At 69.5% G+C, this 12,186-nt stretch carries 13 protein-coding genes; 3 read left to right on the top strand and 10 right to left on the bottom strand.

The window, feature by feature from the left end; translation table 11 throughout:
• Window positions 1-23: 23 nt before the first annotated feature.
• From LH076_RS05935 to LH076_RS05905, 7 genes are all read right to left on the bottom strand, one after another.
• Window positions 24-1,343, bottom strand: a complete 1,320-nt coding sequence (locus tag LH076_RS05935; RefSeq protein ID WP_227783073.1) for a class I SAM-dependent methyltransferase — start codon at window positions 1,341-1,343, stop codon at window positions 24-26.
• An 8-nt stretch (window positions 1,344-1,351) separates the two neighbouring features.
• Window positions 1,352-2,761, bottom strand: a complete 1,410-nt coding sequence (locus LH076_RS05930) for an FAD-binding oxidoreductase (RefSeq protein WP_227783072.1) — start codon at window positions 2,759-2,761, stop codon at window positions 1,352-1,354.
• A gap of 73 nt (window positions 2,762-2,834) precedes the next feature.
• Complete coding sequence (locus LH076_RS05925; RefSeq protein ID WP_227783071.1) at window positions 2,835-3,143, bottom strand: cytidine deaminase; 309 nt, start codon at window positions 3,141-3,143, stop codon at window positions 2,835-2,837.
• A complete protein-coding gene (locus LH076_RS05920; RefSeq protein WP_227783070.1) occupies window positions 3,140-4,423 on the bottom strand; it encodes a hemolysin family protein in 1,284 nt (427 codons plus the stop codon). Before LH076_RS05920 ends, LH076_RS05925 begins: the two co-directional genes overlap by 4 nt.
• Window positions 4,424-4,439: 16 nt before the next feature.
• Window positions 4,440-4,928 carry an rRNA maturation RNase YbeY gene (ybeY, locus tag LH076_RS05915; protein ID WP_227783069.1) on the bottom strand — a complete coding sequence of 163 codons (489 nt, stop codon included), beginning with the start codon at window positions 4,926-4,928 and terminating at the stop codon, window positions 4,440-4,442.
• A complete protein-coding gene (locus LH076_RS05910) occupies window positions 4,925-5,848 on the bottom strand; it encodes a PhoH family protein (protein WP_415753323.1) in 924 nt (307 codons plus the stop codon). The genes ybeY and LH076_RS05910 overlap by 4 nt, the downstream gene beginning before the upstream one ends.
• A gap of 196 nt (window positions 5,849-6,044) precedes the next feature.
• Window positions 6,045-6,404 carry an HIT domain-containing protein gene (locus tag LH076_RS05905; protein WP_227783067.1) on the bottom strand — a complete coding sequence of 120 codons (360 nt, stop codon included), beginning with the start codon at window positions 6,402-6,404 and terminating at the stop codon, window positions 6,045-6,047.
• 26 nt (window positions 6,405-6,430) lie between these two features.
• Here LH076_RS05905 and LH076_RS05900 point away from each other — a divergent pair, with 26 nt between their 5' ends.
• Window positions 6,431-6,952, top strand: coding sequence for a Gmad2 immunoglobulin-like domain-containing protein (locus tag LH076_RS05900; RefSeq protein WP_227783066.1), 522 nt, complete (start codon window positions 6,431-6,433; stop codon window positions 6,950-6,952).
• Between the two features lie 9 nt (window positions 6,953-6,961).
• On the top strand, window positions 6,962-7,705 hold the full coding sequence (locus LH076_RS05895) for a 16S rRNA (uracil(1498)-N(3))-methyltransferase (protein WP_227783065.1): 744 nt from the start codon (window positions 6,962-6,964) through the stop codon (window positions 7,703-7,705).
• Window positions 7,706-7,712: 7 nt separating this feature from the next.
• On the opposite strand, the gene dnaJ is transcribed toward LH076_RS05895, so the two are convergent.
• Complete coding sequence (dnaJ, locus tag LH076_RS05890; RefSeq protein ID WP_227783064.1) at window positions 7,713-8,888, bottom strand: molecular chaperone DnaJ; 1,176 nt, start codon at window positions 8,886-8,888, stop codon at window positions 7,713-7,715.
• A 13-nt stretch (window positions 8,889-8,901) separates the two neighbouring features.
• Entirely contained in the window at window positions 8,902-9,924 is a 1,023-nt protein-coding gene (gene hrcA, locus LH076_RS05885) for a heat-inducible transcriptional repressor HrcA (RefSeq protein WP_227783063.1), read from the bottom strand.
• 106 nt (window positions 9,925-10,030) lie between these two features.
• On the opposite strand from hrcA, the gene LH076_RS05880 reads away from it, so the two are divergent.
• Window positions 10,031-10,894: a DUF3097 domain-containing protein gene (locus LH076_RS05880; protein ID WP_227783062.1), complete on the top strand. Its 864-nt coding sequence runs from the start codon at window positions 10,031-10,033 to the stop codon at window positions 10,892-10,894.
• A gap of 19 nt (window positions 10,895-10,913) precedes the next feature.
• Here the strand turns inward: LH076_RS05880 and hemW are convergent, their stop codons facing one another.
• Window positions 10,914-12,155, bottom strand: coding sequence for a radical SAM family heme chaperone HemW (hemW, locus tag LH076_RS05875; protein ID WP_227783061.1), 1,242 nt, complete (start codon window positions 12,153-12,155; stop codon window positions 10,914-10,916).
• Window positions 12,156-12,186 lie beyond the last annotated feature (31 nt).

The following is a 12,186-nucleotide window of genomic DNA, read 5'->3' as shown; positions in this document are numbered from 1 at the left end:
GGGCCAGTCTCTCAGCACTTGGCTCAGACGCCGAAGTCGTGCCGCATCGGGTAGGTGGTCTGCCCCGCGCCCGGCTGGCCGTTCTTGGGGGTCTTGGTGGCGAGCACGTGGTGGAGCTGGATCTCGTTGGTCTCGAAACCGACGCGCGAGCCTGCCATGTAGAGACCCCAGACCTTGGCGGTGCCGAGGTCGGTCTCTGCGATGCAGGCCTCCCAGTTGTCCACGAGGTTCTTGTTCCAACCGGTCAGCGTCTTGGCGTAGTGGCGGCGGAAGTTCTCGTGGTGCTGGACCTCGAAGCCCGCGTTCTCGGCGGCGACGACGATCGTGCCGGACCCGGTGAGCTCGCCGTCGGGGAACACGTAGCGGTCGATGAACGCGCCCGCTGTGGCCTTGCTGGCGTTGTCGTTGCGGGTGATGCAGTGGTTGAGCAGGCGGCCGTCGTCCTTCAACTTCGAGTGCAGGAACGAGAAGTACGACTCGTAGTTCTTCACACCGATGTGCTCGGTCATTCCGATCGAGCTGATCGCGTCGAACTCACCCTCGACCACGTCGCGGTAGTCGGAGAAGCGGACCTCCGCGACGTCGTCGAGACCATCCTCCTTGATCGCTTGGGCGGCCCAGCTGGCCTGCTCGCGGCTGAGCGTGACGCCGAGCGCCTTGACGCCGTAATGCTTCGCGGCGTGGCGGACCATGCCGCCCCAGCCGCAGCCGACGTCGAGCAGGCGGTCGCCCGGCTTCAGGCCGAGCTTGCGGCAGATCAGGTCGAACTTCTCGGCCTGCGCCTCCTCGAGCGTCGCGTCGGGGTGAGGGAAGACCGCGCAGGTGTAGGCCATCGACGGGCCGAGGACGTACTCATAGAAGGTGTTCGAGACGTCGTAGTGATGGTGGATCGCCTCGGCGTCCCGCTCCTGCGTGTGCCGCTTCAGCGCGTTGAGGCCAGCGGTGCGGATTCCCTCGACCGCGGTGCGCCAGGCGGGCAGGTGCTCGTGGGCCGGGGGCTTCGGCGGCACGAAGCTCGAGAGGCCCAGGTCCTTCACGATCCGGGCGATCTCGGAGACGCTCGGGCGGGCGAAGTCCGTGGACCCGACGATGAGGCGCAGCAGCGGGTAGGGGTCACCCGGGTGGGTGCCCTCGAGCTCGAGGTCACCGCTCACGTAGGCGCGGGCGAGGCCGAGGTCGCCGGGCGCCGTGAGGATGTAGGAGAGGCCGCGCTGGTTGAGGATCTTGAGGCCGTACGGCGACGACACGTCTCCGGCCACGGAGCCGTCGTACGCCGACAGCTTGATCGGGAGTCCACCGGAGAAGAATCCGTTGATGGTGCTGGCGATGGTGGATGTGGCCATCGGAGTGCTCACCTTCTCTTCACTGTCTTGTCGTAGAGGCTCGTCAGCCTGTTGTCGGGGTCGTACGTCGCCTTGACGGCGTCGAGGTTCGGGGTGTTGTAGAGCTCGGCGAAGGTCGGCTCGTCGTAGAAGGCCTCGGAGTAGAGGCTCTTGTGGCCGCCGAGCTCGTGGACACGTGCCTCGATCGCGCGGTTCTTCGGCGCGTTCTCGGCGTCGTCGCCGACGTGGACGGTGCCCCAGAAGCCGGCGTTGACGTAGAGCTCGCCCGGCTTGAGCGGGTAGGAGCGCCACTGCTCACCCGTCGCTGTGCCAGTCGAGACCAGGGGGCAGAGCCAGACCGGTCGCATGCCGATCTCGGCGTCGAACCACTCGAGGAAGGCGCCGAGGTTCTCGATCGGCACCTCGATGTCCTGGACGACCCGCTCGCGGCGCGGCCGGCCGGCGCGGTCGTCGAGCTTGTCGGCGATGCCGAAGCGGCGGTCCAGGCCGAGCAGCTTCATGTAGACGTCGCTGCGGCGGTAGCGGCGCGGCCAGAACCGTCTGATCTGCGGGTTCTGCGCGCCGAAGGCGCCGGAGCACCAGAACCAGTCGGTGTCCCAACGCCAGATGTAATCAAGAATGGTGAGCAGGTCCTGCCCCTGACCATGAGCAGCGCGCTCCTGGAGGGAGCGGTAATAGACGTGCTGGCCGGTGTAGTCGGAGGTGACCTCGTGGGGCCGGGCGATACCGGTCTCCTCGGCCGTCGCGAAGCGGGCCAGGGTCAGGTAGTACTCGCCGGGAGCGAAGGCGACGCCGTCGAGGCCGTCCACGCGCTGGCCGTCGTACTCGTGGGACTCCGTGATGGCGGTGATGGTCTTGGCGAGCAGCTCGGCGTCCTCGAAGCGGACGTGGCGGAGCGCGACGTAGGGCGGCACCTTCTCCAGCCTGATCTTGAGCCGGGTGGCGTAGCCGAGGGAGCCGTAGGAGTTGGGGAACGTCTCGAAGAGGTCGGCGTGCTCGTTGTCGGGCGTGGCCGTGATGACGTCGCCGGCGCCGGTGAAGACGTCCATCTCGAGGACCGACTCGTGCGGCAGGCCGTTACGGAAGCTGGTCGACTCGATGCCGAGACCCGTCACCGCACCACCGAGCGTGATCGTGCGCAGCTGCGGGACGACGTACGGCATCAGGCCGTGCGGGAGCGTGGCGGCGACGAGGTCCTCGTAGGTGCACATGCCCTGCACGTCGGCGGTCTGCGCGTGGGCGTCGACCTCGATCACACCGGCCAGGCCGCTGACGTCGAGGCCGGGAGCCGTGGACTCCGCGCGCACGCGGAAGAGGTTCGTGGTCCGCTTCGCCAGTCGGACCGGGGCCCCCGCAGGGATCGCGGCGTAGGACTCCTGGAGTCGCCGGACGGCCGCCTCGTGCTGCTCCCAACTCACGAGCCGCACGTTACTCCCGTCGGTTTGCCCAGATGTTTCGGGTGCCTATGCACACCGTGTATCACCGCTGAACTCAGGGATTGACGTGCACGACCGCGCCGCCGAAGTCGTCGAGGGCCGCCTGGTCGGCCTCGGCCAGGTCGCCGTTGGTGAGGAGTACGACGGCCTCGAGCCCCTTCGAGCCCGAGGCGACGGCCATGGCGACGCAGACGCCGATGGCGCTGACCTTGAGGTGCGGGAGATCGACGGTGGCGCCGGCATAGGTGCGGCCGTCGAGGTCGCGGACCGCCGCGCCCTCGCTTGCGCCGATGCGGGTGCGGGTGGCGCGGGCGAGGACGAGGAGCTTCTTGTCCTCGGGGCTGAGCGTCTGCGGGCTGGTCATCGGTCTCCCTCGTGGAGTCTCTCGATCAGCACCGTGCTGATCTGGTTGCGGCGGCCGGCGGTCGTCTCGGCCGTGAAGCGCAGGCCGTCGACCTCGACCACCGAGCCCGGGATCGGGACGAGGCCGAGGTGTTTGGCCATCAGGCCGCGGACGGAGTCGACGTCATCGTCCTCGATCCGCAGGTCGGCAAGGCCGTCGAGCTCGCGCAGGTCGGCGAGCTGGAAGCGCGCCGGCACGCGGACGCTCCCGTCCTCCAACGTCGTGGGCTCGTCGTCCCCGGTGTCGTACTCGTCGGTGATCTCGCCGACGATCTCCTCGAGGACGTCCTCGATGGTGATGAGCCCTGCGGTGCCGCCGTACTCGTCGACGACGATCGCGATGTGCTGGCGGCCGGCCTGCATGTCGCGGAGGAGGTCGTCGACCGGCTTCGACTCCGGCACCCAGACCGGCGGGCGCATCACCGAGTCGATCCGCTCGATGGTCTCCGCGTCGGGTGCCTCGAAGTCACGACGGACGACGTCCTTGAGATAGGCGATACCGACGATGTTGTCGAGCCCGTCGTCGACGACGGGGATGCGGGAGAAGCCGCTGCGCAGGAAGAGTGAGAGCGCTTGGCGGAGGTTCTTGTGCCGCTCGATGAAGATCACGTCGCCCCGAGGCACCATGACGGCACGCGCGGTGGTGTCGCCGAGCTCGAAGACGGAGTGGATCATCCGGCGCTCGTCGCCCTCGATCAGCGCCGAGGCCTCGGCCAGGTCGACGAACTCACGCAGCTCCGTCTCCGTGGTGAACGGTCCGTCACGGAAGCCCTTGCCGGGGGTCAGCGCGTTGCCGAGCAGGATCAGGAGCTTCGGGATCGGTCCGAGGACGGTGGTGATGAGGGTGATCGGGCCTGCGGCGAGAAGCGCGATGCGCTCGTGGTGCTGACGCCCGATCGTGCGCGGCGCGACGCCGATCGCGACGAAGGAGACGACGATCATCACACCCGACGACGAGAGCAGCGTCGGCCACCAGCGGCCCGCGAAGAGGTCGTGGAACTCGAGCGCCACCAGGATCGTCGCGCCGATCTCGCAGAGGAGCCGAAGCAGCAGCGTCGTGTTGAGCACGCCGGCCGGGTCCTCAGCGATGGCGACCAGCCGCCGTGCGCCGGGGCGACCGTCCGCGAGGAGTTCCTCGGCGCGCGCGCGGGAGAAGCTCGCGAGCGCCGCGTCAGCTGCGGAGAAGAGCCCCGCGAGGACGACGAGGATCGCCGCCGCGACGACGATCCAGAGATCGGTCAACGTCGGTCAGCCGGGATCAGACGGCCGGCGGCGGCGTCGCCGTCGAGCCGAACGCCTTGAGCAGGTCGGCCTGGAGGGTGAACATCTCCGCCTTCTCCGCCGGCTCCGCGTGGTCGTAGCCGAGCAGGTGCAGGATGCCGTGGGTCGTCAGCAGCTCGACCTCGGCCAGCGTGCCGTGGCCGGCGGTCTCCCCCTGCTTGGCGGCGATGCTCGGCGCGATCATCAGGTCCCCGAGGACGCCTTCCTCGGGCTCCTCGTCGAGCAGGCCCGGACGCAGCTCGTCCATCGGGAAGGCGAGCACGTCCGTCGGCCCCTCCTTGCCCATCCACTGCTCGTTGAGAGTCGCGATGGTCGGCGCGTCGACGAGCTTGATGCAGAGTTCCGCCTGAGGGTGGACCCGCAGCCGGTCCATCACGAAACGGGCCAAAGTGGCGAGGTGCTCCTCGTCGAGCTCGGCGGCGATCGCGGCGGACTCGTCGGCCTCGTTGAGGATCTCGATACTCACTGCTCGTCCTTCTTGGCGTCGTACTCGTCGTAGGCGGCGACGATCTTCCCGACCAGATGATGGCGTACGACGTCGTTGCTCGTGAGCCGGTTGAAGCTGATGTCCTTGACCTCGTCGAGGATCCCCTCGACCACGCGCAGCCCCGACTGGGTGCCGCGTGGCAGGTCGGTCTGGGAGACGTCACCGGTCACGACGATCTTGGAGCCGAAGCCGAGGCGGGTGAGGAACATCTTCATCTGCTCGGGCGTGGTGTTCTGCGCCTCGTCGAGGATGATGAACGCGTCGTTCAGCGTGCGACCACGCATGTAGGCCAAGGGCGCGATCTCGATCGTGCCGGCGGCCATGAGCTTGGGGATCAGGTCGGGGTCGAGCATGTCGTGCAGCGCGTCGTAGAGCGGCCGCATGTAGGGATCGATCTTCTCCGTGAGCGTGCCGGGCAGGAAGCCGAGCTTCTCGCCGGACTCGACCGCCGGGCGGGTGAGGATGATGCGGTTGACCTGCTTGCCCTGGAGCGCCTGCACGGCCTTCGCCATCGCGAGATAGGTCTTGCCGGTGCCCGCGGGGCCGATGCCGAAGGTCACCGTGTGCTCGTCGATGGCGTCGACGTACCGCTTCTGGTTCAGGGTCTTGGGCCGGATCGACCTGCCGCGGTTGGAGAGGATGTTCATCGACAGGACGTCGGCGGGTTTCTCCTCGGTGTCGGCCTGGAGCATCCCGATGATCCGCTCCACCGCCTCGCCGGTGAGGCCCTGGCCGGTGCGGACGAGGGTCACCATCTCCTCGAGGAGGCGCTCGATCAGCGCGAGGTCGCCGGGCTCACCGTGCAGGGTGATCCGGTTGCCGCGGACGTGGATGTCCGCCTCGAAGTGGTCCTCGATCGTCGCGAGGAACTCGTCGGCGGGGCCGAGGACACTCACCATGTCGACACTGTTGGGGACGACGACGGTGTGCTTGGCGACGTGGCGCTGCGGCTGCTGGACGCCTCCGTGGGCGCTGGACTGGTTCGACTCACTCATGCGGTCTCCCAGTCTACGCCGCCTTCGGCGGCGTGCTTGCTCGCTCCGGAGGCCCGACGCAAACGCCGGCCTCGCTCCGCTCGCGGCGCTGACGTGCCCGTCACACGGGAAGGTCAGTGAGTTTCCCGCCGGCGAGGAGATGGAGGTGGGTGTGGAAGATCGTCTGGCCGGCGGCCTCGCCCGTGTTGAAGAGCAGGTTGTACGCCTCGTGACCGTTCTCGCGCGCGATGGTGTCGGCGCATCCGATCAGCTCGCCGATCAGGGCCGGGTCCTCTGCCGCGGTGGCGGCGGCGTTGGGCAGGTGGTCGCGCGGCACGATCAGCACGTGCAGCGGCGCCTTCGGGGCGATGTCGCGGAAGGCGATCATGCGCTCGCCCTCATGGACACGATCGCTCGGGATCTCCCCTGCGATGATCCTGCAGAAGAGGCACGACTCATCGGTGCGGAACTGGCTGGCCACGGGGTCGATGGTGTCACACTGGTCTCATGCGCAACAGCACTCTTCGCCGCACGTCGTTCGCCGCGGTGGCCCTCATGGCCGGAGCCGGCCTCGCCGCCTGCGGCACCGACGACTCGACCGCCAGCGACCCGGAGACGACCGCCGCGGCGAGTACGTCGACCCCCGCTGCACCGGCGACCTCCGAGTCGGCCGCGGCGCCGTCCTCGAGCGCGCCGGTCGACGTCACGCCCGCCGACGCGCTGATCACGCTCACCGCCCCGACCTCGGGTGCGACCGTCAGCGGCTCCTTCGAGGCCGAGGGCAAGGCCAACTCGCCTGAGGCCAACGTGCCGTGGTCGCTCACGGACGGCTCCGGCAAGGTCGTCGCCAAGGGCGCGTTCACGGCCGAGGGCTGGATGGACAAGCTCTACCCGTACTCCGGCACCGTCGACCTGACCGGTGTCGCGCCCGGTGACTACACCTTCGAGGTGAAGGTCGACGACGACTCCGACGGCGAGGGTCCGACCTCGTCCGGATCAGCCGTCGGCGTGCCGATCACCGTGAAGTGACGCCCTGACGTGAGCCTTCCGGTCCACCTCGTCGACTCGCTCGCGGGCGTTGCTGTCGGCGATGTCGTGACCGTCGACGGCGATGAGGGACGCCATGCCGTCGCCGTACGACGACTCGCCGTCGACGAGCAGGTGGTGATCACCGACGGGCTCGGGACGAGTGCGACCGGGACGATCCGCTCGACCCAGGCGAAGAGGTCGATGGACGTCGTCGTCGACTCGGTCGACGTGGCGCCGCCGCTGGACCCCACCTTCACGGTCGCCCAAGCGCTGCCCAAGGGCGAGCGCGGCGAGCTCGCCGTCGAGATGATGACCGAGATCGGCGTCTCCACGGTCATGCCGTGGGCGGCGACGCGGTCGATCGTCTCGTGGCGCGGTGAGCGGGGCGTGAAGCCCCTCGCTCGCTGGCGCTCCACGGCACGGGAGGCGAGCAAGCAGGCTCGACGCTCGTGGTTCTCCCAGGTGTCTGAGCTTGCCTCGACGGCTGACGTCGTCGCACGGATCGAGGCGGCCTCGCTCGCCGTGGTCCTGTGGGAGTCGGCTACGCGTCCGATCGCCTCGGTCGACGTACCGACCTCGGGCGAGATCCTGCTCGTCATCGGCCCCGAGGGCAGCTTCACCCCCGAGGAGGTCGACGCCTTCGTCGCTGCGGGCGCGGTCAGCGTGAAGATGGGCGCCGAAGTGCTGCGTACGTCGACCGCCGGCGTCGCCGCGCTGGCGGCCGTGATGTCACGAACCTCCCGCTGGGCCTGAGCCAGGCTCAGTGCTCGCCGAAGACGTCGCGGATCCGGCCGAAGAGGCCCTGCTTGGTGGCCTTGATGCTGCCGGCGGGGTGCTCCTCGTCGCGGAGCTTCGCGAGCTGAGCCAGAAGCTCGGCCTGCTGCTCGTCGAGGCCGGTCGGGGTCTCGACCAGGACGGTGACGACGAGGTCGCCCCGGCCGCGGCCGTGCAGACCGGGGACACCGAGGCCACGTAGGACCTGCTCCGAGCCCGGTTGGGTGCCGGGCTTCACCTCGAGGTCGAAGCTGGTGGGCGTCTCCGGTGTGAAGTCCTCGCTCACGAGGTCGGCCTCGAGGGTCGGCATCGTGAGCACGGTACCGAGCGCTGCCGCCGTCATCGGGACGGTCACCGTGCAGTGCAGGTCGCCGCCCTGGCGGGTGAAGATCGGATGCCGCGCGACACGGAGCTCGACGTAGAGGTCGCCCGCCGGGCCCCCGCCCGGACCGACCTCGCCCTGCCCGGTGAGCTGAAGCCGGGTGCCGGAGTCGACACCGGCAGGGACCTTGATCGTGAGGGTGCGGCGGGTGCGGACCCGGCCGTCACCACCGCAGTCGCGGCAGGGGTCCGGGATGATCGTGCCGAAGCCACGGCAGGCCGCACACGGGCGCAGGGTACGGATCTCGCCGAGGAAGCTGCGCTGCACGTGCGCGACCTCACCGGCACCGTGGCAGGTCTCACAGGTGACCGGCTTGGAGCCGGGCGCGGCGCCGTCGCCGTGGCAGGTCTCGCAGACGACCGCGGTGTCGAGGGTCATCTCGTGGCTGGCACCGAAGGCCGCCTCCGCGAGGTCGATCTCGAGGCCGACCAGGGCGTCCTGGCCGCGACGGGTGCGGGTGCGCGGACCACGGCCCGACGACGTACCGCCACCGCCCTGGCCGCCGAAGAAGGCGTCCATGATGTCGGTGAACGAGAACCCAGCCCCGGCGCCCGCGCCCCCGCCGAAGCCGAAACCCATGTCGCCGCCACGGTCGTAGGCGGCGCGCTTCTGCGGGTCGCTCAGGATCTCGTAGGCGTGCGAGATCTCCTTGAACTTCTCCTGGGACGCCTCGTCCGGGTTGACGTCGGGATGGTACTTGCGCGCCAGCGACCGGTAGGCCTTCTTGATCGCGGCGTCGTCGGCGTCACGGGAGACGCCCAGCAGCTCGTAGGGATCCATGTGGTTCTCAGGGTCAGCTTTCGTCGAGGATGCGGGAGACGTAACGGGCGACGGCACGGACGGCCGCCATCGTTCCGGGGTAGTCCATGCGGGTGGGGCCCACGATGCCGAGCATCGCGAGCGCCTCGTCCTGGGGGCCGTAGCCGGTCGTGACGACGCTCGTCGACGACAGGTGCTCGACCGGCCCCTCGGCACCGATGCGGACGGTCACGGTGCCGCTGGCGGAGGCCTCGCCCATCAGCTTGAGCAGGACGACATGCTCCTCCAGCGCCTCCAGCAGAGGGCGTACGGCGGAGTCGAAGGAGTCACTGAAGCGGGCGAGGTTCGACGTACCGGCGATCGCGATCCGCTCCGCGGAGCGGTGGTCCGACATCGCCTCGACGAGAGCCTCGCCGATCGTGCTGACCGACTGGGCGAGGGTCGGGGGGACCTCGTCGGCGAGTGCCCGGAGCGAGGCCGCGGCGTCGGCGATGAGCGCGCCGGCGGCCGCGGTGTTGATGTGCGTGCGCAGCGTCGCGAGCGAGTCGTCGCTGAGCTCGGCCGGCAGCTCGACCACGCGCTGCTCGACGCGGCCGGTGCTGAGGATGAGGACCGCGAGGACCCGGGTCGGGCTGAGCGAGATCAGCTCAACGTGACGGACCGTGGAGCGGCTCAGCGTCGGGTACTGCACGATCGCGACCTGATGGGTGAGCTGGCTCAGCAGCCTCACACTTCGCTGGACGACGTCGTCGAGATCGACCGCGCCGCTCATGAAGTCGCCGATCGCCCGCTTCTCGGCCGGGCTGAGCGGCTTGACGCCGTCGAGCCGGTCGACGAAGAGGCGGTAGCCCTTGTCCGTCGGGACGCGCCCGGCGCTGGTGTGCGGCTGGGTGATGTAGCCCTCGTCCTCGAGGACGGCCATGTCGTTGCGGACGGTCGCCGGTGAGACGTTGAGCTGGTGGCGCTCGACCAGGGACTTCGAGCCGACCGGCACCTCGGTCGCGACGTAGTCCTCGACGATGGCGCGGAGCACGGCGAGCCTGCGCTCGTTCTGCATGCACTCACCTCCGTTGATCGCACTCGTTGGCACTCTGGGTTCCGGAGTGCCAAGACTACCGCGTCGCTACCCCGTGACGGGTGTGACTGCTGGGACAATCGGGCCCATGGCTGACCGTTACGGCTCCGACATCCTCAGCACCGACTGGCGTGCGCCGAAGAACGGCCGCGCGGTCGAAGCGCCAGCCACGCTCGGCGACGTGGTGGAGTCGGTCTCCCCCGAGTGGGTGGGCGAGATCGTGGCCGTCGATCGGGATCTGGGCACGGTCACACTCGAGGACCGCCGCAACAAGCGTCGCTCCTTCCCGCTCGGGCCCGGTTTCCTGTACGACGGCAGGCCGGTCATCCTCGTCGCTCCGCCCCGTTCGTCTGCGGCTGTGGCCACCGGGCCGAAGCGGACCGCCTCTGGATCGCTCGCTGTGGAAGGGGCCCAGGCGCGCGTGGCTCGCGCCTCGCGGGTCTTCGTCGAGGGGCGCCATGACGCCGAGCTGGTCGAGAAGGTCTGGGGCGACGATCTGCGGATCGAGGGCGTCGTCGTGGAGTACCTCGGCGGTGTGGACGACCTGGCCGACCACCTGAAGGACTTCCGTCCGGGGCCGCAGCGGCGGGTCGGCGTACTCGTCGACCACCTCGTCGCCGGCTCCAAGGAGTCCCGGATCGCCGACGCGATCCGACGATCGCCGGTCGGCAAGGACGTGCTGATCCTCGGTCACCCGTTCATCGACGTCTGGGCGGCCATCAAGCCCGACCGCGTCGGGCTCCAGGCGTGGCCCACGATTCCCCGCTCTATCGAGTGGAAGAAGGGCATCTGCCAGCACCTCGGCTGGCCGCACCGCGACCAGGCGGACATCGCCCGGGCCTGGCAGCACCTGCTGTCGAAGGTGAAGTCCTACGACGACCTCGACCCCGCACTCCTCGGGCGGGTCGAGGAGCTGATCGACTTCGTCACCGCCGAATCAGGGGTTTCCTGACCCCGAGTCGGGGCCCTGATCAGGGCAGGAGGTCGCGGACGACGCCGTCGGCGAGGAGGCGGCCGGGATCGGTGAGCTTGAGCCGCGTGCCGTCGGGGGTGTCGTCGACGTACGTCAGGCCGGCGGCGACCGGGCCGGCGACGAGGGCCTGATCGGGCAGGGCCGAGACCGGGAGGCCGGTGGCGAGGCGCAGCTCGAGGAGGATCCGCTCCACCTGTTGGTCCTCAGGCGTGAGCACCTCGCGAGCGGCTGCGGGTGAGAGCCCGGCGGCGATGCGGTCGGCGTAGGCGACGGGGTGCTTGACGTTCCACCAACGGGTGCCGCCGATGTGCGAATGCGCACCGGGGCCGACGCCCCACCAGTCGGCGCCGGTCCAGTAGAGGACGTTGTGCCGACACTGCGTCGCGACATCGGTCGACCAGTTCGACACCTCGTACCACTCGAGCCCGGCAGCCCGCATCGCCTCGTCGGCCATCACGTACTTGTCGGCGAAGTCGTCGTCATCGGGCATCGGCAGCTCGCCTCGACGGACGCGTCGGGCCAGGGCGGTCCCCTCCTCCACGATGAGGCTGTACGCCGACACATGATCCGGCTCGCAGGCGAGGGCGGCCTCGAGGGTCGTCGACCAGTCGGCCCGCGACTCCCCCGGCGTGCCGTAGATGAGGTCCACGGACACCTGCGCGATGCCGGCCTCCCGTGCGGCGGCGACGGCGAGCGGCACGTTGGCCGGGTTGTGCGTCCGGTCGAGCGTGGCGAGGACGTGCAGCACTGCGCTCTGCATGCCGAAGGAGATCCGGTTGAAACCGCCGTCGGCCAGGACAGCAAGGGCTTCCGGCGTCACCGAGTCGGGGTTGGCCTCAGTCGTCACCTCGGCGTCGTCGGCCAGGCCGAACTCCTCACGGATCGCCGCGACCACGGCCACCAGGTCTTCGGCTGGGAGCAGGGTCGGAGTGCCCCCGCCGAAGAAGATCGTCTCGACCTCAGGCGCCGCGGAGCCGAGCACGCGGCGGGCCTGCCGCACCTCGGCGATCGCGGCCTCGGCGTACGTCTGCCTGCTGGCACCGGGATGGCCACCGGCGACGACGGAGGGACCGAGCTCGAGGGCCGTGTAGGTGTTGAAGTCGCAGTAGCCGCAGCGGACCGTGCAGAACGGCACGTGCACGTAGAAGCCGAACGGCCGCGTTCCCAGACCGGCCAGCGCGGAGGCCGGGAGCGACCCGTCCGCGGGCGCGGGTTCGCCGTCGGGCAGGGCGCTGGGCATAAGGACATTGAATCCCGACGCCGGACAAAAG

It is taken from the genome of Nocardioides sp. Kera G14 (assembly GCF_020715565.1).
Lineage (GTDB): Bacteria > Actinomycetota > Actinomycetes > Propionibacteriales > Nocardioidaceae > Nocardioides.
This window is presented reverse-complemented; position numbering and strand designations above follow the sequence as displayed.